Raw genomic sequence first — 20,774 nt, forward strand, 5'->3', positions numbered from 1 at the left:
CCGTGGGAGGGCCGAGATGAACCCAAATAACCAGAACCTAGAGACCATGGGGCAATCGTTTTATGAGTTTCTGGCATCAGCCGGAAACTTGATCCCCGTGATCTTTGCCCTTCTGAGCTTGGTCATTTGCCTGAAAACCGGCGTCAATATCTGGCTGATGGTTCAGAGCGAAAATGACGGTTTCACCGGCCACGGTGAGCAAACCGTGTACGGCCAAGTGATTGCCTTTGTCTTTGGTGCCCTGCTTGGGATTTCTGCTGTCGTCACCTACGCGCTTTCCAGCATGTGGGGATAGCCTTTCCGGCTATCGGTAACTTGTGCGTTTTGGAGGTCTGCCCATGGCGTTAGAGCCAGAAAACCGGGAAGAGGTCGAACGAGGAAAGCATGTTCTTGCCGAACTAGCATCGGCAAGGTCGCATGTCACAGAACCGGCGCTCAACGCAACCACGAGGGATGAAGCGGTCATTAAGCTTCACGACGCCGTTGTCGCCGCGAAGGCGGAGGCGAGATCCGGCAATCGCTATGTGCTCGATCATGCGAAGCGATATCCCACGGAATACGGTTTCCTTGACGATGGATTTGACGAGGAAAGTGAGGTTCGCGCGTATGAGCGGGCCGTTGAGGCTTTTGGCGAACAGAATGTAGCCGTGGTCAACGGCATTCTGGAAGAAATCGATTCCCTTTATCAGTCGTCTACCGACATCGAGCGTCCTGAACCGTCTTACGACGCTGAGACAGGCTCGTACATGTACAATGCTGATGGGGAAGATCAGGGATGGCGGGAGAGTGCTCGCGCTGACATCGAGCGTAGAGTTGATGCGGCTTGGCAGCGGCTGATGGCACTTCACGATGACGGTAACGGATATGTCGAGCAGGCCGCTCAGAGCAATGCGGAGCTTTTCGCTCGCATGGTTGAACGGAAGGCTGCGATGGAAGATGCGCGGCAGAATGTGCCCGGCAGTTGGGAAAATCCGATCCAGATCGGCCACAGCATCGAGCAGCAACTGAGGTACGCGGCGAGCGGCGAGGCCCGACCCCAATCTACCGTCGAAGGAGATGCCATGAAAAATCCAGAACCCGTTCCGGGCAGTTGGGAAAACCCGATCCAGATCGGCCATAGCATCGAGCTACAGCAGACCTATGCGGCCAGCAAAAGCCTCGAACCTTCGCGGGAACGCCGGGTAATTCACGACGCCAAGCCCGATTCAGTCGAGATGTTCCGCGAGCTTTATCAGGATGTGGTTCGGACGGGCGATAGTTTTCCAATTGGAGCGCTTGAGCGCCATGCAGAGGGCCGATTGCAGCAGACCTATGCCGCACTGGTGCTGATCGAGAACGCAAGGGCTGCTGGTATCATACCAGAGAATTCGAAATTCGTTGCGACCGGCGCAAAGGTGCAAGACAAACGCGCCAGTAAGGCATATCCGGCCGCGCACAGGCTCCCGGCCGATCTATCGATTCAAGCTTCTGATGGCTCTCTTCGCCGACTGACGGATCATCTGACTGTCGATCTTGATCGCATATGGGTCGATAAAAACATTTTTGCTCCCACAGACCGCATTCATCGTCTTGCGAACGTCGCCGATCAGTGGGTGGAAGACGGTGGCATGAAGACAGCCTTCGTCAACGCTGCAAATGCCGTTTCGAGCGGCAAGCTGACGGCAGAGGAAGCGCTGGAAGATATCGTGCAGCCGGGTTATGCCGCCGCTCATGCGCGAGCGCTCGAAAAGGTCGAACGCAATTTCACGCTCATCGAGCGGCAAGCACTCTCGCAGAGGATCGTAGATCAGCACGGCCAGCCTTATCGGAAGGTGCCAGAGCCTACGGTCCTGAAAATCAAAGGCTTGGAGGAACGCGCTGCCGCGAAAGATGTGATGGAGCGCACGCTTAAAGCCTATAGCCGCATGGAAGAGCTTTCGCCGTCCCTCCGGATGAAGAGTAATCTGGCGGTGAATGGCATCATCGACAATGAAATTCGGCTCCGAGAGCATGGACCCAATTCCCGTCGCGCACTTGCTCCGGGTGAGGCGATGGTTGAAGCCCGCCGTGCCGCTGGTGAGGCCAATACGGCCCTTACGAAACAGATGGATGAGATCATCCAGCTTGGAAATAAGGCGTCTGCTGCTGCTGCCGCAGCCTCCGATCCGTCTCGACCCATGGAAGCCCGAATGCGGGCAATGGGCGATGCTGGCGCTTATGGCGAGGCAATGAAAACCGCATGGGCCAAGTTGCAGAACGAGACCGGCCCGCAAGTTGTCAAAGGGTTATCTGAACGTCTTGAACGGTGTGGACCGCACGCGGGAGGGCATCTGGCGGCTGTTAGATCGCGCCTCGCCTCGCCTCCAAAAGAGGTTCTGCAGGCGGCAAACCAGATTGAAGACGCACAGGAGAAACTACAGCGCGCCAACCGTAGCCAGGTCGATTTCGGACAGCAGAATTCGGTTCGCCAGTCGTTTGGCCAGAGGCCAACGCCATCGATGGAGTAACGGACCATGGCGACGAACAAAGAGCCGTCCAAGATTGCCTTTCTGCCCGAGTTGCAGGGCAGTGAGGCTATGACAGCACTGATAGACCGGGTGCGCGGGCTGGCGGCAAGCAACCAGTTTCCTAATGCTCTCAGTGCGATTGATGAATCTTTGGAACATCGAGTTCGGATCGCCGAAGGTTTCGCTTCCAGCACGTTCAACACAGATTTTGAGAATTTACCTGATGACGCCGATTTAGGCGGCTTCCTGTATCGCTTTACCCCGAGGGACCGCACATGAGCATGTTCAACCGGAATGCTGACCAGTTTTGTGATTTGAGCGGCTTCGATCCAGACACCCCGCGTCCCGTCATATTTGCACATGATGGCTCCGACATCACTCTGATCGAGATCAAGGGGATTCGCTCGATCACATCGGAAGTCGAATTTGCGGATCGTATGGTCGACATTTTTTCGGCCGAGTTGGCGCAGGTAATGAAGACGCCCGGCCATAACATGTCGATTTCATATGAATGCTCCTACAATGCCGAGAAGGTGGTTGATGAGCATCTTGACCGCGCCCGACATAATGCCGAGCTGAAACAGTTGCGGATCGATACGATCCTGCGGGAAACGCGCGATGTTATCCTGAAAAGGGCGGTCAATGAGCGGGTTATAATGGCCCTCACGTCACGGCCGGTAGCAGGGCCGCAGCGTGAAATGATGATGCAAAAAAAGGCCAACGATGAGGCCCGTAGCGAGCTGCCGGCGATGCGGTCGGCAATGGACCCCTTCATTGAGCTAAAAGGGCTGGAAGGCCCGCACATGGCCTATGTCCAGAGCGTCCTTTCGGCCTTAAGACGGTGTGGCGTCATGGCCGAGATCATGCGACCGAAGGAAGATGGATCGCGACCGGACATAGCGGCAATCAGGCAGGGCATCTTTTATCATGAGACGCCAGATGACTGGTTGCCTCACGAACCCGGCGCTGTGAAATATCCGCCGATCAAAAAAACGTTTGATAGCGATGTGTCAGACTTCTTCGCGCAGCCGCTGGCAAAGCAGATTCTCTCGTCAGCTCCTGTCGTTTCCCAAGATATGCGTCAAATTAAGTGGGGGCCGCGCACCTTTTCGGTTTGTCAGGTTCATCGCTTCCCGAAGAATCTCCGGCCGTTCAACATACTTGTTTCGCGCCTGCGGTCGGAAAAAATGCCGTACCGGGTCACTCTGCATCTGGAATCGCTTAATCACGCGGATCGGCGCTCTATCGGGCTGCGGCAGGTTGCTGCGCAGCTCTTGGGCATCTTCAATTCCACGACAAAACTTCTCGGCCAGAATCTTCAGCTCGTAACGCAGGCGCTAGGTTCGGATACAGAAGCCGTTGTGAAGGCCAATCTGGAAGCTGCGACATGGATCGAGCCGCATGAGCGGCAAGAGCTGCTTCCCACGCGCGCCTCGCGTCTTCTGGTGGATATCCAGTCTTGGGGAGATTGTTCGGTTTCGGACAGTCCCGCAAATCCGGTGCGGGTGCTCGCCGAGACTGTCGCCGGTATGAATGCCACATCGAAAGGATGGCGCGGAGTGCTTGCGCCGGTTTCCGACTTGTCGGTCATCATGCCTCTGCACCGCACAGCGCCGGTTTTCCAAGCCGGGGATAGCCTTTTCACGGGCTTGGATGGGTCCCTTCTGCCTCACAGGGCTTTCGCCCCTGAGCAGCCAGCATGGCTCACGCTTGGCAGCGCCGGTACAGGTTCGGGTAAGTCGGTCCTTTTCAACCGGATGAATTTTGATCTGATGGCCTATAGGTCAGGCAGTGAATTGCCTTTCATGATGATCGCAGACGTGGGTGTGTCATCGAGCGGCTGCATGAACTTGCTGAAGGAGCTGCTTCCGCCTGAGCGGCAGAATGAGGTTTTGTATGTTCGGCCGAAAAACACGGCCGAGTGGGCGGTTAATCCCTTCGACATTTCGCTTGGGTCACGTAGCCCCCTCGACCGCGAGAGGGTTTACCTGAAGAACTTCCTTTTGACAGCGATCCCGATGAAGGAGGATCTGCTTCCCGAGCTGATGACGCGCATTATTTCCCGCGTTTACGAGGTGAAGAGCGATCTCAGCATCGATTCACGTCCTAACCGTTGGCAGGCGAACCTTGATCCGGTTCTGAATGATGCCGCCACTGCCGCTGGTATCGTTTTGAGCGACAAAACGCGCTACTGGACGCTCGTGGACGAGTTTATGCGGCGTGGAATGCCTGAGATGGCTTCGAGGGCGCAACGCTACGCAGCGCCCCGCTTCAAGGATATTGCGACCATCATTGCAGAGCCGCAAATGAAGAAAGACTTCGGCGATGCGATGCTCGAAAAGCTGCAACGCTATCTGGAAGCGCTGGAAGCCGCCTATCCGATGTTCGCCAGCCATACCACGATGGAAACCGGCGCTGCTCGAGTCATGGCCGTCGATCTTCAAGACCTTCTGACGGTCGGCTCGCTCAATGATGAGTTGAGCCGGAAAAACACCCTGATGTTCCTCATGACGCGACAGTTGTTCATGGCAAAGATCGCTGGCGACAAAGATGACATCCGCGCCATGACCTTCCCACAAGATGAGGCCATTCGGACGCTCTATGAGGATTATTGGACACGGCAGTTCCAGACAATCGCCGAGACCCCGAAGCGCCTGATGATGGACGAATACCATCTAACCGGCACTATCGACACCATTAACGAGGTGGTCTGGCATGATTGCCGTACAGGTCGTAAGTGGAATCTTGAAGTTTGCTTGGTCAGTCAGGAGCTAGGCGATTTCCGTGGCCTCACGTCGCAGGCCACCACAATCATGATTTTGAACTCGGATTCGCAGGAAGCCCGCAGAAAGATCATTGAAGAGCTTGGCGGTACAGAAGCCATCGATAAGGCGTTGACGACATATGTGAACGGTCCTGATCCTTCGGACCCTTCGAAGGGCGCGAACGTGCTGGTGATGTATAAGCTGCGAAACGACGAGAAGCGTTGGGTGATCTTCAAGAATGCTCTCGGAGTGCGGATGCTTTGGGCACTTTCCACGAAAGCGGAGGATCGAGCCGTTCGTGATGAAATCTATCGTCGTGTCCCGCTGGATCGGGCACTCGATATCCTCGCCCGGCGCTTTCCAGAGGGAACCGCAATTTCGCGATGGAATGAGATCGCACGTTCGAAAAAGCGGAACAATGGTTCACTCGCAAAGGTGCTGGCGGATGAGGTCATGCAGTACGATGCACAATACTCGTACCAGCAAGCAGCGGAATAAGAATGTCAGCTTTGCATTTCACAACGAAAACGTTATCTGATATGTTGTGAATGCCAGTGGGTTGTAGTATTACCGAAATCGATTGTTCGCCCCCGAAACAGGGATGAAAAGGAGATGGGAATGAGCGGAGTCAGTTCGGCCATGACGGCTGTGAAGGACAAATATTATGGGGCACTTGCTACTGCGAGTGTATCCTACTTTGCGTTGACGACATGGGCGTTCGCACAGGGGGCAGACCCCAAAGCGCCGCTCGATTTCCAGAAACAGGCGCAGTCGGCCGCAGCCAGTTCTCGTCTGAACCCGGACGATGCCCAATCGGGCTTGAACAATGTTGGCTCGACGTTCCTGTACGCTGGCAGTGCGCTCTCCATCATGTTTGCGCTCTATTCGCTCTACAAGTGGTGGGATGCCGTCAACAACGAGCAGAGCCGTCACAGTGCTGGCGGATCGTTCATGGCAGCGTGTATCGCTGGCGTGATCGGCATTGTCGGCATCTTCGTCGGTTGGGTGCAGTCCGTTGCTCTCGGAGGCGGGAGCTAATCCCTCCAAAGAGGCGTCACGACACGAAAGTGGCGAATCTGTCCGACTTTTAAGAACGTATCCGGAACTCAGGTTGGTTTGACCGTGGTTGTCGTTGCTTTTTCGGCCTTGAGAGCTTCGTAGAGGGCGGTTTTCCCTATTTTCACGCGGGCCGCGGCTTCCCGGACGTTCAAACCGGCCGCCAGATGCTGGCGGGCTTTGGCAAGTTTGTCCGGGGTTACGACGACTTGTCGGCCACCGCGTCGGCCGCGTTCCTCTGCGGCTTGCAGACCGGCACGTGTTCGTTCCCGGATCAGATCGCGCTCGAACTGTGCCAGCGCGCCGAACAGGTGGAAGACCAGGCGACCGCCGGATGTCGTGGTGTCGATGTTTTCGGTGATGGATCGGAAGCCGACGCCTTTGGCCTCCAGTTCGGTGATGATCTCGATGAGGTGCTTCATCGACCGGCCGAGGCGGTCGAGCTTCCAGACTGTGAGCGTGTCGCCGTCGCGAACGTAGCGGATCGCCTCAGCCAATCCGGGGCGGTCAGTCTTCACGCCGGATGCCTTATCCTCGAACAGCCTTTCACAACCTGCTTTGCGCAAAGCGTCGAGTTGCAGGGCGGTGTCCTGCTCGCCGGTGGAGACCCTTGCATAGCCGATAGAGGTCATGAGACGTGGTTTGTCCGTTTTTCCGTTGAATTCGGACATTGTCCGATTTGCCGTTTCATGACAAGGTTTGCGGACAAGAACTGTGGATGCCGCGAAACGTTCGTTTGTCGGACACGCATTTTCCGTTTCGCTGCACTCTCCGCGGCGAAACGGGAAGATCAGTGAATGGCGCGAAGAGCATTACTGAGCGAGGCATGGTGGCAACAGGCGACGATCATCCCGGATAACGAAAGGGAGATCGCCAAACATTATACGCTGGATCGATCGGATCTCGACCTGATCATGCGACAGAACAAGGCCGCGAACAGACTGGGCCTCGCCTGTGTTCTGGCCACGCTACGATACCCTGGCCGACCGCTTGCGGATGGCGAGGTCCTGCCGGCTGGCGTCTTACGATTTCTGGCGCGGCAGATCGGCGTCGATCACCATGAGATCGAACGTTATTTCGAGCGCCCACAGACGCGGCGCGAGCATCTGGCCCTGCTTTTCTACAGAATGCAGATGCGTCCGTTTGTGCCTTCGGACGTGCGGGCACTCACAGGCTGGCTGACACCTGCCGCGCAAACCCTGCGCCAGGCCGATGTATTGGCGGATATGGTCGTGGAAGAACTGCGACGCAGGAGAATTCTTTTGCCAGCGCGGCCAGCGCTCGAAGCCATCATTCATGTGGCAATCAGGCGCGGCATTCGTATTGCTCATCGGGCCTTGGCCGGCGGGATCTCAGAAGGCCAAAAGCTCGATCTGGACAAGCTTCTCGATCCGCGTGAGGGGACAAGCGTGACCATTCTTGCCTGGGCGAGAACGCCGGCATTGTCGCCAGCCGCCGTCAACCTCGACAGAATTGCCGAGCGCATTCGTTTTCTCCGGTCTCTGAACCTGCCGACGACGTTGATGGATCGAATTCCGGCCAAGGTCTTTGACGAATTTGCTGCAGAGGGGACGCGAATGAGCGCGCAGCATCTGCGCGACCTTAACACCGAACGCCGACATGCTGTCCTGGCTGCAACAGTGCTCCACCTTTCCCGCCATCTCACCGATTGCGCGATCGACATGTTCAAGAAACTCATGGGCATCCTGACGCGGCGAGCCAATAACCAGGCGGCTGCTCGCGTCACCCGATCCGTTCGGGAAGTGCAGACGCCGTTGAAGGACGTTTCAAAAGTCTGCCATGCGATCATCAAGGCCAGAGAGAAGGGTGAGGACATGGCCAAAGCGCTTGATCTGGTCATCCAATGGCCAGCTTTTGCAACCAGTGTCCAGGCGGTTGATACGCTGATCGCGCCGGATGTTATCGACGGTAAAATCGAAATGCTCCAGCGCTATCCGACGATCAGGAAACTGGCGCCACAGTTTCTCTCCACTCTCGTGTTCCGCGGTCACGCAGTGGCGGCGAACCTCTTGCGGGCGCTATCCGTGGTCGCGGGTCTATATCGTACGGGCAAAAGGACCATACCCGACAAGGCACCGATCTCCTTTGCGCCGAAGGGCTGGATGCCTCTCATACTCAAAGATGGAAAGATTGATCGCAGGGCTTATGAGCTTTGCCTTTTCAGCGAATTGAAGCGCCGGCTCGATGCGGGCGATATCTGGGTGGAAGGAGCCAAACGCTTCCAGTCTTTCGAAAGCTTTCTCATTCCCACGCCGACATTCGAGCTGATGCGTGAGGAAGGAGCGCTTCCAATCGCCGTTGATACCGATGTCGAGACTTATCTTCGCCAACAGCGCCAGCTGCTGAACGATGGACTGGCTGACCTCTCGCGTCTGGCCGCAGCCGGCGAGCTCGACGATGTAGAACTGACCGGGGCGGGGTTTAGCGTCACGCCGCACAAGGCTATGTTTCCGGATATCGCCAAGTCGCTGAAGCTAAAGGTGGAAAGCCGTCTGCCTGCGATCCGCATCACTGACCTTTTGCTCGAGGTTGACGCCCGAACGGAATTTTCGAACGCCTTTACCCATTTGCGCAGCGGTCGGACGGCCGACAACAAGCTTGCGCTCCTCACCGCCATCCTGGCGGACGGCATCAATCTCGGTCTCACGAGAATGGCGGACGTTTCCCCCGGCATTACGATGCGCCAACTCGCCTGGGCGCACGACTGGCATATTCGCGAGGAAGGTTACACGGCCGCGCACGCCATTCTCGTCAACGCCCAGAGGCAATTGCCTCTGGCAAGCTTGTGGGGCGATGGAACAACGTCATCCTCCGATGGCCAGTATTTTCCGGCGGGCGGACACGCCGAGGCGATCGGCGACCTCAACGGCCGCTATGGTCCCAACCCCGGCGCCAAATTCTACCGGTTCACCTCTGACCAGTACGGCGCTTTCTACATCATCGCCATGAATGCCAATGCGAGCGAAGCCATCTATGTCCTCGATGGACTGCTCTATCATGGCAGCGATCTCGCCATCGAAACCCACTATGTCGATACCGGCGGGGTAAGCGATATGAGCTTCGCCCTTTGCCATCTCGTTGGTTTCCAGATTGTGCCTCGGCTGCGCGGTCTCAAGGATCGCAAGCTCTATCTCTTCCCGGGCGACGCGCCTCCCGAAAACCTGGCGCCGCTCGTTGGCGAGCACATCAACGTCGAGCGGATCAAGGCAAACTGGAACGACATCCTGCGGCTGGTCACGACGATCCGTTCCGGGCAGGTTCGGCCTTCGACCCTGTTGGCAAAGCTGTCCGCATTCCCACGCCAGAACGGACTGGCGTTGGCGCTACGCGATCTCGGTCGCATCAATCGGTCCATCTTTCTGCCCCAGTGGTGGCAGAACCCCGAAATGCGCAGGAACGCGACGGCCGGCCTCAACAAGAGCGAATCCCAGAACACCTTGGCCCGCGCACTGTTCTTCAATCGCCTCGGAGAATTGCGCGACCGGACTTTCGAGAGCCAGTTCTACCGAGCATCTGGACTGAACCTGCTAATCAACGCCATCGTCTACTGGAACACACTCTATCTCGAACCGGCGTTCGCCGAGCTCAACCGCGAGGGCATTCCCACGCCGCTTGACATCATCAAACACATTACCCCACTCGGCTGGCAGCACATCAGTCTCACCGGCGATTACATCTGGACCCCAACAGACGGCGTTGATCTCAGGCCATTGCGGCGCGAAACATCTATCCTCGCAGCGTGATCACCATACGTTCTCAAAAGTCGGACAGATCCAACACTTTCGTGTCGTGACGCCTCGTCGATGTCGGCCGGCATGCCGTGATCGGGATCGGTTTCGCGCCGTTGCGGATCCCACAGGTGATGGGCAACGAATTTCAGGAGGAGGGCTTCGGGCGCCGGCCAGGGCAGCGATTTTCCCGTCGCCGTCAGCGCCCAGGCTTGGAGATAAGCCAGATCAGACGTCAGTGCCCGAAGGGTATTGTCGCCCATGCCCTGGTTGACGAGATGGCGCAGCGTCTCGACATCCTGATCGCTCAACAGCTCGGCGAGCTCGTCGCGGCGCTCGATCGGCAGGACGGCTGCAATCGTGTCGAGTTCCTCGGTGCGGCGTTCGATGGCGGATTTTTGCACAGGCGGCATTTTGGCTCCAAAAACGGGCGGTTCTGGCGTGTTTCAGGCCCGTGACGGAGGCCACTTTTGGTGATTTGCGGCGTCAGATCAATCTATCATCGATAAGGGTTACTTATCGGAGGTCATAGACCATCGGCATAGCTGTGAGGAGTACAGAACGCTATTGCGGATATAGCTTTCGCTTAACAAATCATTTACCATAAATTCAATGTCTTACGATCTCGCCAAATTGCCCATCCACAGCCTGCTGCGGCCGATCTCCGAGGCCGCTGTTGCTCTTGCCCGTCTCGACGAGCGCATTGCCCGCTCCCCCGTCGGCGAGGGCTTTCTCGAGCGGTCGCATTTCCTCGACGCGCATGCCTCGCTCTGGGTCGACGGTGAACTCGTTCATCTCGAAGACCTCGTCCTGCATGACGCGCTCCGGGATATCCGTGCTCCCACCCATGAACTCACCATTGCCCGCGACATCCTGAAAACTCGCCGTCGCATCGCCGCCCATCCCCCCGCCTGGGCCCTCTCTGATCAAGGCCTCGCCTCCCTCCGCGGCCGGTCGTGGGCCGGAGCATCATTGGGTGGAGACAGGGAGGGGGTGCGGGATGGCAGTGTTGAGGTGAGCGACGCTCCGGCCGAGATAGGGGATGCGGAAGATCCCGAGATTGATGGTCTGGGTGATGCGTTTGCAGCGATCGATGCAGTACTCGCCCGATCCGGGGTCGCGATCGAAGAGGCGAAGAAGCCGGGGAGCGCCAAAAACGCTCCGGAAAAGGATCCGTTCGTTTATGACCTCGACTGGGATGAGGACGAGCGGCTGGAGGAGTGGCGGGCCGTGCTCGCGCGTGCCCAGGACTTGCCGCCGGTCCTGCAGGCAATCGTGGCGCTGGATGCCTGGAACCAGATCGCTGTCCTCCAGCATGCGCCTTGGCTCGGGCGTTTGCTCGCCGCCTCGGTCCTGCGCGAGGGCGGCGTTACCACTGGCGGTCATCACGCAGCGATCAATCTCGGGCTCAAGGCCATTCCGGTCGAGCGGCGCCGGCATCGTGACCGTGAGACGCGGTTGCTGGCGATAGCAAGGGCGCTGACAATCTCCGCCGAGACGGGGCTCAAGGAGCATGACCGGTTGGTGCTGGCGCGGCAGATGATGATGCGCAAGCTGGAGGGACGGCGAACGTCGTCCAGGCTGCCGGAGCTGGTCGAGTTGGTCATGGCGCGGCCGTTGATCTCGGCCGGGATGGTGGCGAAGACGCTTGAGGTCACGCCTCAAGGAGCGAGGCGCATCGTGCAGGAGCTCGGTCTTCGCGAGATGACGGGCAGGGGAAGGTTTCGGGCGTGGGGGATTTTATGAGTTCTGACCGGCAGACATAAAAAGGTTATGCTAACTTCGGGGCGGGGCCGCTAGACCGTCACTTAGTTCCGCGGAACGGTATAGTAAGGGATTGGTTGTTAACCTTGGGGGAATTGCGTTGCAAATTGCGCTGCAGCTGATAGTCCAAAAGCAGAACGAAACGGCAGATTACGATGACCACCGCTCGCCACATTGTGACTCTTCTGAAAAGCCACATCGCCGGCGATGAGGACCGTTTCCTGTCGACGGCTCTCCAGTTGGCCGCCCATGAGGCGCGGCAGGGGCATGGTAAGCTGGCGCAGGAGGTTAAAGATCTCGTTGATACAGCAAAGACGCGCCAGCCGAGCATGCGCCGGGCGGGCGGGGCGATCGTACTTGTGCAGCCGAAGGGTGAACTCGCCGGTCTGCTGAGTGCCCGTTACCCCGACATCCGCCTAACAGACATGGTTCTGGCACAACCCCTTCGCCAACGTCTCGATCGTATTTTAGCCGAGCAGCGGCAGCAGGCGAGCCTCCAAAGCCACGGACTTCAGCCGCGCCGCAAGATCTTGCTCGTCGGTCCGCCGGGCGCCGGCAAGACGATGACGGCGAGCGCCTTGGCGGGAGAACTGCATCTTCCCTTGTTCACCATTCTCTTGGACGGCCTCATCACAAAGTTTATGGGCGAGACCGCGTCGAAGTTGCGCTTGGTTTTCGATGCCATGACCGCGACCCGCGGCGTGTATCTCTTTGATGAGTTTGATGCGATCGGAGCGAAGAGGGGAGACCGGCAGGACGTCGGAGAAATCCGGCGTGTGCTCAATTCCTTCCTTCAATTCGTAGAACAGGATGAAAGCCAGGCCTTAATCGTCGCTGCGACGAACCATCCCGAACTACTGGACCGGGCGCTTTTGCGTCGTTTCGACGACGTTATCGAATACACGCTTCCGGATGTGTCACTCATCGAAGCGATCCTTCGTAACAGGCTTGATCGCTTCGCAACACCCGAACTGTCGTGGGTAGATGTCGCGAACGCGGCACACGGCCTTTCGCCGGCAGATATTACTCGTGTGGCTGACGACGCCGCCAAGTCCGTCATTCTGGATAATTCGGGCACGGTCACTGCTGCAAGCATATTTGACGCGCTTGCCGAGCGCCGCTTGGCTGCCCAAGCTATGGATGCGAGCAACAGGCCATAATGGCAACCGGACCACGCGATCGCCCGCATTTCCTGCTGAGAGATAACGGCGCGGCAGAGCCATACCGGCGCCCAAACCGGAAAATTGACCCACCGGCGCTACCTCAACGCAATAGGCAGGCTCATGCCCAGGCGCTGGCGTTGGCAGTCGGAGGAGCTGTCGCGGCGGCAGAGCAGCAGCTTGCCGAAACCGGGGTAACAGCCTTTGAGACGCGCGGTTTCTATCTCGAGTTCGATCTTCCTGCCTCCGAGGGGGCCGCAATCGACCAGCTCGCGAACAGACAACAAAAAATGGAGGTTGTCGCAGTCCGCGAGCCGGAAGGCGACGGCGGTATCGTCAAGGCCTCGGTATTTGTGCCCGAGCGTGCAAAAAACTACTTCCTAAACAAGATTGAGCAGTATCGATCGACGGACACCGACAAAGGGCGTCCTCGAAATGAGCCTCTAATTTCAAGGATCGAAACCGCACAGCTGGCATCCGCGCGTTCTCTCTTCACGGATGACGCAGCGCTGTTTCCACCCGACCAGCAACTCGCGGTGTGGTGGGAAATCTGGTTGCGCGAAGGCAGGCGTGAGAAGTTTGAAGCCATAGCGGCCGCTTTGGAAATAGAGCTGCGCCAGCACGCCATCCGGTTCCCCGAGCGCGAAGTCGTCTTGGCGTTGGCAAGCACCGTGACCATGGATCGCGTCGTTGCTCGCAGCGATACCATCGCTGAGTTGCGCCGGGCAAAAGATACGCCAGCGTTTTTCACAGGTCTTGGAGGTGCAGAACAAAGAGCTTGGACAGACGATCTCGCTGGTCGCGTTCAGGTCTCGCAGACTGCCGGTGACGTTGCTATATGCCTTTTGGACAGCGGGGTCCGCCGCACTCATCCTTTGATCGAGCCGGTGTTGTCGATCGATGATTGGCATACGATCAATCCGGCTTGGGGCGCCGACGACACGCCAGCTTGGCAGGGTCACGGCACGCGAATGGCCGGAGTAGCACTTTATAACGATCTGATTGATCCGCTTGCTTCTGAGGACGCTGTCGAACTGCAATATCGGCTGGAAAGTGTTAGAATTCTGCCACCTGGCGACGCGGATGAAAACCGACCTGATCTCTACGGCGCGATTACCGGTGAGGCGATTGCTCGAGCCGAGATTCAGGCGCCGCACAGAAGTCGGGTCGTAGCGACTGCTATAACAAGCACGGCTCCTTCGCGGGGGCGAGCCTCATCCTGGTCTGCTTCGATCGACCAACTCTGCTTCGAGACGGATGCGCAGCGGTTGATCCTGATAGCTGCTGGAAACATACGGGTTGACTTAAGCCCTGCGGATCACCTGGTTCGCAACGATATCGAACCGCTAGATGATCCAGCGCAAGCTTGGAACGCAATCACCGTCGGGGCTTTCACCAACAAAGTTGACGTTATCGATGCGCCTTTTGCCGGCTACGCCCCGATCGCGCCCGCTGGAGAACTGTCTCCGGCGAGCAGGACCTCCGTCACCTGGGATCGTCAGTGGCCGGTCAAGCCGGACATCGTCATGGAGGGCGGGAACCTGGCGCATGACGGCGTCAATCCTGGTGAGCCGATTGATGACCTGCGCATTCTGACGACGCACTTCCGGCCCGAAAACCGCTACTTCTCTACGATTGGCGACACCAGTTCCGCAACCGCGCAAGCTGCCAAGCTCGCGGCAGAGATCATGGTCAGCCGGCCGGGGCTCTGGCCCGAGACTGTCCGTGCTTTATTGGTTCATTCTGCCGAATGGACACCTGCGATGGCCGCCCGCGTCACGGCCTGCCACGGCAACAAAACGCAATTGCAATCGATTTTGCGCCGCTACGGTTACGGCGTGCCAAATCTCGGCAGAGCGCTGCTTTCCGCCAATAACGATCTGACTTTGATGATCGAGGACGACATTCGACCCTTCCAGCGAGAAGGGAGCGGATCAGTCAAAATGAGAGATATGAAGCTTCATCTGCTTCCTTGGCCGAAGGACAATCTGCTGGCCTTGGGCGCTGAGCCTGTCGAGGTCCGGGTCACGCTGTCCTATTTCATCGAGCCGAACCCCGGCGAGCGAGGCTGGACTAGGCGTCACAGATACGCTTCTCACGGATTGCGCTTCCAGATGAAAACAGCCACGGAATCCGTCGACGAGTTCCGTGCCCGCATCAACCAGGCTGCCCGAAACGAGGAAGAAGGTACACCCGTCAACGTCGGCGAAAGCTGGTTATTGGGTACATTCCGCGACAGCGGATCGCTGCATTCGGATTTCTGGCGGGGAACGGCGGCTGATCTTGCCGAGCGTGACGCCATCGGTATTTATCCAGTTGGCGGTTGGTGGAAGGAAAAGCCGTATCTGGACCGATACAACGAGAAGGCGCGCTATTCGCTGATCGTGACCATTCGCGCGCCTGGTGCCGCGGTTGATCTTTATGCGGCGGTCGAGACGATTCTGAAGACAGAGATCGTCGCACAGGTGTAGGATTCCTTTGATTAATTGGCGGCCGGCCACAATAGGCCCGCACTCCTTCCGATTTGGTGCGAGACTTGTCCAAGTGTTTGGACGAGATGGTCGGTAGGCTCTGGTGATAATAGGGGCGATGGTTCGTATCCCTTCAAGGCGTTTAAATCTAACGGCCCAAGGCGGCAGTGTGGCGATCAATGGTTTAAGTGCGGACTCGCGCGCTGGATGCTATCGGTCGCGGTTTCCGGATTTTTGCCGGCGGTTCTCTAAATTGCGTGTTGGCGTCAAGCGTCTTCCCAACGCCGAATCGGCGGTGTCTGGATTCCGCCCATGCAGTCATTGATGACGTCATCTACTTTGTAAGAACAAACACTCCGCCGATTTCAGAACGTTTGTATTCGTCTTACAAATAGTATACCCCCCTATAATATATGAAATGGAGTTTAGGCTATGAGTTCATCTCAAGGGCATGCGCACGACCATCCCCATCCGCACGATCACAGCCATGGTCGTGCGCTCAACGCCGCCCATGAACATTTCTTCCTTGGCGACAACCACCTGCGGAACGAACGCCGCACGTGGCTAGTGATTGGTATCACCGCCACCATGATGGTGGTGGAGATCGTCGCCGGAAACATGTTCGGGTCTATGGCTTTGACGGCAGATGGCTGGCATATGTCCACGCACGCTGCGGCCATGCTCATCGCGGCATTGGCCTATCTCTATGCTCGCAAGCACGCCAGCAACCGCCGCTTCTCATTCGGCACTGGCAAGCTCGGCGACCTTGCAGGATTCGCCAGCGCCGTGATCCTGGCGCTAATCGCGGTGCTTATCGGCTGGGAAAGTTTTCTGCGCTTCCAGTCGCCTGTAGCGATCAATTTCAGGGAAGCCATCATCGTGGCGGTGGTCGGATTGATCGTAAACCTTGTCTGCGCATGGCTCCTCAAGGATGATCACCATCACGGAAACGATCATGGCCATGCTCACGGACACGGGCACAATGCAGGCCAGGATCAGAACCTTCGCGCCGCCTACATCCACGTACTGGCTGATGCGCTGACCTCCGTTCTGGCGATCGGCGCGCTGGTTCTCGGAAGCCTCTATGACTGGCTCTGGCTTGATCCAGCTATTGGTATCGTCGGCGCTATTGTGATCGCTCGCTGGTCCTGGGGATTAATCCGAGATACGGGCGGCGTCCTGCTCGACTACGTTCCTGAAGGCGAAGACCTCCCCGAGGAAATACAGGAAATCCTCGTCAAGGAAGGCGCGGAAATCGTCGATCTCCACATCTGGCAACTCGGGCCCGGCCACCACGGAGCCATCGTTTCTATCGTCGTCAATGATCCGCATGCGCCGTCCTACTACCGCGCAAAGCTTGCGGCCATTCACGATCTGTCGCATGTGACGGTGGAGGTCGAAACCCGCGCGGCTTGACAAAAACGTCTATACCGAAGGAGCATTCCTATGAGCCATACCATCCGCGAAAAGCAAAAGCTGATCAACCGCGTACGTCGTATTCGCGGGCAGATGGAAGGTGTCGAGCGGATGCTTGAGGAGGAAAAGGGTTGCGTCGAAGTCATGCAAACGATCGCGGGTGCGCGTGGTGCCATCAACGGTCTAATGGGCGAAGTCATCGAAGATCATATCCGCATGCACTTGGCCGCCGAAAGTCTGAGTCAGAAAGAGCGTGAAGAAGGCGCGGCCGAACTGATCGATGTCATTCGCGCTTATCTCAAATAAGGTTCATGATGAATAATAAGTCGCCTTGCACCGATCTGTGCCGCTTCGATCCGCGCAATAAATGGTGCTTGGGCTGCGGCCGGACGGCGGATGAAATCAAGGCGTGGCGCAAAATGTCGCCCTATCACCGGACAAATTTGTCGACTGAATTGAAACGCCGCATGAAGCGATTAAAGGATGGCGAGGACGGCGCTGCGACCGCATCCGCTTGCTTGTAGAATTTTACAACTAACAAAGGCCGGTTATTGCGCAAACCAGCCGAACGCGGACGTCCATCATTGATCTTTTCGATTGATGTCGATCAATTTTTGTTTGTGATCAAAGCATAGTGTGGGGCTTGTGGTCTCCTAAACATGGCTGCGCCATGGAGGACGAGTGATGCTCGGATACAAGGTCTCGGCTCAACGGATAGATCCTAGGGAGAGTGTGGCACGCACCGAGACTGCCGAGGTCAGGCTTGCCACGGGACTGTCCGGCGCTGCCGATGCCTTCAATCCGGCCGAACTTCTGCTCGCGTCCATCGCTGCCTGTATGATCAAGGGCATTGAGCGCGTCATTCCTCCCCTCGCTTTCTCTATTGATGGTGTCGAGGTGGTCCTTCACGCCGTTCGACAGGATGATCCGCCGCTTATCGTTTCGGTCAAGTACCAACTCGTGGTCGATACCGATGAGACTGACCAACGGCTTGAACTTTTACACAAGAATGTCCGCAAATACGGCACAATCTCCAACACCGTCCCTCTTGCAGCCCGCTTAGATGGTGTAATCTGGAGGAAGTCATGAGGGGCCTTCATCGCGAAACGCATCTCGTTTCCCGGATCGGGTGGCTGCGAGCCGCCGTTCTCGGTGCAAATGACGGTATCGTATCCACTGCGAGCTTAATCGTCGGCGTTGCAGCCTCCGCGGCGGGCAGCTCGGAGATCTTGATCGCCGGCGTCGCCGGCCTCGTGGCTGGTGCGATGTCGATGGCGGCTGGAGAATATGTCTCGGTCAGCTCGCAGGCGGATACCGAACAGGCTGATCTCGCCCGCGAACGGCTTGAGCTTGACGGCCAGCCCGATCTTGAGCGCGAGGAACTCGCACAGCTTTACACCAGGCGCGGCGTCGAGATTGATCTGGCCCGACAGGTAGCAGTGCAACTAATGCAGAAGGATGCGCTTGAGGCGCATGCCCGCGAAGAACTTGGCATCTCCGAAATCACTACCGCCCGACCGATCGTTGCCGCGCTGACGTCGGCTCTGACGTTCGCGGTTGGCGCGATAATGCCACTCGCAATGGTATGGGTGGCGCCACCGAACCAACTGGTGATGCTGGTCTCTGTAGCCTCGCTTATGTTCCTCGCCCTGCTCGGCGCGATTGGTGCCAAGGCAGGCGGTGCAAATGTGCTGAGGGCCACGGTACGCGTAACCTTCTGGGGCGCCTTTGCGATGGCGCTGACAGCAGGCATAGGCGCCTTGGTGGGAACAGCCGTCTAGGTGTGCGGAATATTGATCAAGTGTTACTGTGTGGTCCTCACACCGGCGGATTAATCGGCAGGAGCCGATTTATATGGAGGAAGAACATGACCTACACTCTCGATAAGACGACCAACGGAATACCATTTGATCAGGTGGTCGCAGCCACGAAGGCGGCTCTCGCGAGCAACGGGTTCGGTGTCCTCACTGAAATCGACGTACGAGCGACCATGAATAAGAAACTCGACGTCGATATACCGGACTATCTCATCCTGGGTGCGTGCAACCCGAAGATGGCCCTCGAGGCGATGAAGATCGAGCCGAAGGTCGGCGCGATGCTGCCTTGCAACGTGATCGTACGATCGCTGGAGGGGGGCGCCATCATGGTCAGCGCCATCGACCCCGTGGCCTCGATGCAGGCTATCGAAAACCAGCAACTGAAGACGGTCGCGGCGCACGTGCGGTCTTTGCTTGAACAGGCGATTGCGAGCGTCTGAGGACGTTGGTGGTCAATACGGTCGCCGTTGACAAGGCAAGCATGCGATGCTCCCCCTAACATTCGTCAGCGACTCGAATAGCGAGGAGCAAATAGGCCCGAATGAAACGCCTGAACTGCGGGAAAAACTGGGCGTTGAAGATGACGGAACCGAACTTGAGCCACTGCCGGGTTAGACAAGCACGCGTCGGTTCATCAGCGAAAGCCGAATCGTCTCGATAGGATTGGCGATACCCTTCAGCAGAAGTGAGCCTCTAGCCGAAACGTTGAACTCGTGCCCTGCCGCCACCTCGAAAAATTCACTGGAGGCCACGATTTCACCTGGTAGTGCCGCAGCACACAGTCGCGCGGTAACGTTGACGGGCGAACCGAGGATCGTTGCATCCTTGCGAATTTCGGTTCCGATCACGGCCTCTATCACAGTGCCGTCGTGCAGTCCTATGCCGATCCCTCTGGGCAAATTCGCCCGTGAGACACTTGTCAGAATTGCCTCCGACGCCCTGAGGGCGTTTGTCTTTCTTTCTGATCCTTCGAACCAGGCGACAAGCCCGTCACCCACGAGGCGATCAATATCGCCGCCGTGTTCGAGGATGGCCGCGAAGCTGTGGCTTGCAACCTCAGACACAAGGGCAGCGGCTTCTTCGGCGCTCGCCTGTTCGACAAAACTGGAGAAGTCTCTGATATCGAGGACCAGGATGGACGCAGCCAGGCGCTCGGCGCTCGAGCGCCCGGAACTAACGCGCTTCTCAGTGCTGTCGGAAACAAAATGTGCGAGCGACTTTCGCGCCTCATTCAGGGCGTTTGTGCGTGTGTCGATTTCATTTTGTGCCCGTGAGACGAAATACGTGGAGAGGCAAAGTGCTCCTATTAGAGGCACGCCAAGGATAACGATCCAAATAATCGTATCGTTGTCGAGAAGTTTTTCGCGGGCGGATGCCTTTTCGGAAGTGGCGATGTAGACCGACATAGACCCTGTCATACCTGGCGCCCTGCTGAGCACGGTCCAATGCACAGGGGGCCCATCTTCTTCGAGAAAGACTGTCTGTCCGTCAGATATTTCGGGGATGCGACTTATCGTTGAGGCCATGCACGATGTGTCGTTGGTTGCCGCCAGTACCTTGCCGTCTTCGGTAAAAGCAACTGCGCAGAGCAAGTCAAGCTCCTTCGCTTCCGTTTCGATAGCCTGTCTTGTCTGGTCAGCGTCGCTGACTTTTCCTCCACTTCCGATCTCCGAGTGTCTGGCTTTCCCCAAGATCGGCGCGAACAGCGCGGCATGGAGCGAAGCCGTTTGTGCACTATAGGCACGTTCGACACTAACAGACAGAGCGTTTGAGACGGCAATAAGTAGGCCGGAAATCGTCAGGAAGAAAATCGGTAGTACGAACAGGTTATAGTTCCGTCTTAACGGATAGGGGCGCGCCAGAATCTCATTATCCAATGTTTGCCACCTTCGTTTCTTTTCGTCATTTCATTCGTGGATTCGATCTTCACGAAGACTGATCTTACGATTCTGAGTTCGAATTTATATTGCCGTCACTATAAATCTTTGTAACCTGAGTGTCGGTCCGGAAAGAAGTTGCGTAATCTGAGTCGGTTATGATTCCCTGGCTTTGAGATGATTCTTTTCGGGCAAGGCAGCGATGTGGACGAC

Annotated in this window: 17 protein-coding genes and 1 pseudogene; 15 read left to right on the forward strand and 3 right to left on the reverse strand. The window is 57.3% G+C overall.

The window, feature by feature from the left end:
• Positions 1–16 precede the first annotated feature (16 nt).
• The 5 genes from ACIQWS_RS24800 to ACIQWS_RS24820 all read left to right on the forward strand — a co-directional run bounded on the left by ACIQWS_RS24800 (position 17) and on the right by ACIQWS_RS24820 (position 6,289).
• Positions 17–295: a hypothetical protein gene (locus ACIQWS_RS24800; protein ID WP_130519720.1), complete on the forward strand. Its 279-nt coding sequence runs from the start codon at positions 17–19 to the stop codon at positions 293–295.
• A 43-nt stretch (positions 296–338) separates the two neighbouring features.
• Positions 339–2,486 carry a hypothetical protein gene (locus tag ACIQWS_RS24805; RefSeq protein WP_130519718.1) on the forward strand — a complete coding sequence of 716 codons (2,148 nt, stop codon included), beginning with the start codon at positions 339–341 and terminating at the stop codon, positions 2,484–2,486.
• A 6-nt stretch (positions 2,487–2,492) separates the two neighbouring features.
• Positions 2,493–2,765 (forward strand): hypothetical protein, encoded by a 273-nt coding sequence (locus ACIQWS_RS24810; RefSeq protein WP_130519715.1) that lies wholly within the window; start codon positions 2,493–2,495, stop codon positions 2,763–2,765.
• Entirely contained in the window at positions 2,762–5,749 is a 2,988-nt protein-coding gene (locus tag ACIQWS_RS24815) for a hypothetical protein (RefSeq protein WP_130519713.1), read from the forward strand. The genes ACIQWS_RS24810 and ACIQWS_RS24815 overlap by 4 nt, the downstream gene beginning before the upstream one ends.
• A gap of 120 nt (positions 5,750–5,869) precedes the next feature.
• Positions 5,870–6,289: a hypothetical protein gene (locus tag ACIQWS_RS24820; RefSeq protein ID WP_130519711.1), complete on the forward strand. Its 420-nt coding sequence runs from the start codon at positions 5,870–5,872 to the stop codon at positions 6,287–6,289.
• Between the two features lie 68 nt (positions 6,290–6,357).
• Here ACIQWS_RS24820 and ACIQWS_RS24825 read toward each other — a convergent pair whose 3' ends face one another.
• The gene (locus tag ACIQWS_RS24825; RefSeq protein ID WP_109614887.1) at positions 6,358–6,939 is read right to left on the reverse strand and encodes a recombinase family protein; all 582 of its coding nucleotides are present in this window, start codon (positions 6,937–6,939) and stop codon (positions 6,358–6,360) included.
• A gap of 165 nt (positions 6,940–7,104) precedes the next feature.
• On the opposite strand from ACIQWS_RS24825, the gene ACIQWS_RS24830 reads away from it, so the two are divergent.
• Positions 7,105–10,071 (forward strand): Tn3 family transposase, encoded by a 2,967-nt coding sequence (locus tag ACIQWS_RS24830; protein WP_130519709.1) that lies wholly within the window; start codon positions 7,105–7,107, stop codon positions 10,069–10,071.
• Here the strand turns inward: ACIQWS_RS24830 and ACIQWS_RS24835 are convergent.
• Positions 10,065–10,469: pseudogene (locus ACIQWS_RS24835) on the reverse strand (integrase); the annotation flags it as partial. The gene ACIQWS_RS24830 and the pseudogene ACIQWS_RS24835 overlap by 7 nt on opposite strands.
• Before the next feature lie 190 nt (positions 10,470–10,659).
• Here ACIQWS_RS24835 and ACIQWS_RS24840 point away from each other — a divergent pair.
• From ACIQWS_RS24840 to ACIQWS_RS24880, 9 genes are all read left to right on the forward strand, one after another.
• Entirely contained in the window at positions 10,660–11,802 is a 1,143-nt protein-coding gene (locus tag ACIQWS_RS24840) for an RHE_PE00001 family protein (protein ID WP_165909441.1), read from the forward strand.
• A gap of 173 nt (positions 11,803–11,975) precedes the next feature.
• Complete coding sequence (locus ACIQWS_RS24845) at positions 11,976–12,980, forward strand: AAA family ATPase (RefSeq protein ID WP_097143403.1); 1,005 nt, start codon at positions 11,976–11,978, stop codon at positions 12,978–12,980.
• Complete coding sequence (locus ACIQWS_RS24850) at positions 12,980–15,451, forward strand: S8 family peptidase (RefSeq protein WP_130519705.1); 2,472 nt, start codon at positions 12,980–12,982, stop codon at positions 15,449–15,451. The genes ACIQWS_RS24845 and ACIQWS_RS24850 overlap by 1 nt, the downstream gene beginning before the upstream one ends.
• Positions 15,452–15,883: 432 nt before the next feature.
• Positions 15,884–16,867 (forward strand): CDF family Co(II)/Ni(II) efflux transporter DmeF, encoded by a 984-nt coding sequence (dmeF, locus tag ACIQWS_RS24855; protein WP_130519703.1) that lies wholly within the window; start codon positions 15,884–15,886, stop codon positions 16,865–16,867.
• A gap of 30 nt (positions 16,868–16,897) precedes the next feature.
• Complete coding sequence (locus ACIQWS_RS24860) at positions 16,898–17,173, forward strand: metal/formaldehyde-sensitive transcriptional repressor (RefSeq protein WP_052820499.1); 276 nt, start codon at positions 16,898–16,900, stop codon at positions 17,171–17,173.
• A gap of 8 nt (positions 17,174–17,181) precedes the next feature.
• Positions 17,182–17,391 (forward strand): DUF1289 domain-containing protein, encoded by a 210-nt coding sequence (locus ACIQWS_RS24865; RefSeq protein WP_082179016.1) that lies wholly within the window; start codon positions 17,182–17,184, stop codon positions 17,389–17,391.
• A gap of 160 nt (positions 17,392–17,551) precedes the next feature.
• Positions 17,552–17,956: an OsmC family protein gene (locus ACIQWS_RS24870; RefSeq protein WP_130519701.1), complete on the forward strand. Its 405-nt coding sequence runs from the start codon at positions 17,552–17,554 to the stop codon at positions 17,954–17,956.
• Positions 17,953–18,648: a VIT family protein gene (locus ACIQWS_RS24875; protein WP_130519699.1), complete on the forward strand. Its 696-nt coding sequence runs from the start codon at positions 17,953–17,955 to the stop codon at positions 18,646–18,648. Before ACIQWS_RS24870 ends, ACIQWS_RS24875 begins: the two co-directional genes overlap by 4 nt.
• An 86-nt stretch (positions 18,649–18,734) precedes the next feature.
• Entirely contained in the window at positions 18,735–19,124 is a 390-nt protein-coding gene (locus ACIQWS_RS24880) for a DUF302 domain-containing protein (RefSeq protein ID WP_130519697.1), read from the forward strand.
• Positions 19,125–19,295: 171 nt separating this feature from the next.
• Here the strand turns inward: ACIQWS_RS24880 and ACIQWS_RS24885 are convergent, their stop codons facing one another.
• Positions 19,296–20,561, reverse strand: a complete 1,266-nt coding sequence (locus ACIQWS_RS24885; RefSeq protein WP_130519695.1) for an adenylate/guanylate cyclase domain-containing protein — start codon at positions 20,559–20,561, stop codon at positions 19,296–19,298.
• Between the last annotated feature and the right edge of the window lie 213 nt (positions 20,562–20,774).

Origin of the sequence: Phyllobacterium sp. NPDC097923, from assembly GCF_044760925.1 — a bacterium.
GTDB lineage: Bacteria > Pseudomonadota > Alphaproteobacteria > Rhizobiales > Rhizobiaceae > Phyllobacterium > Phyllobacterium calauticae.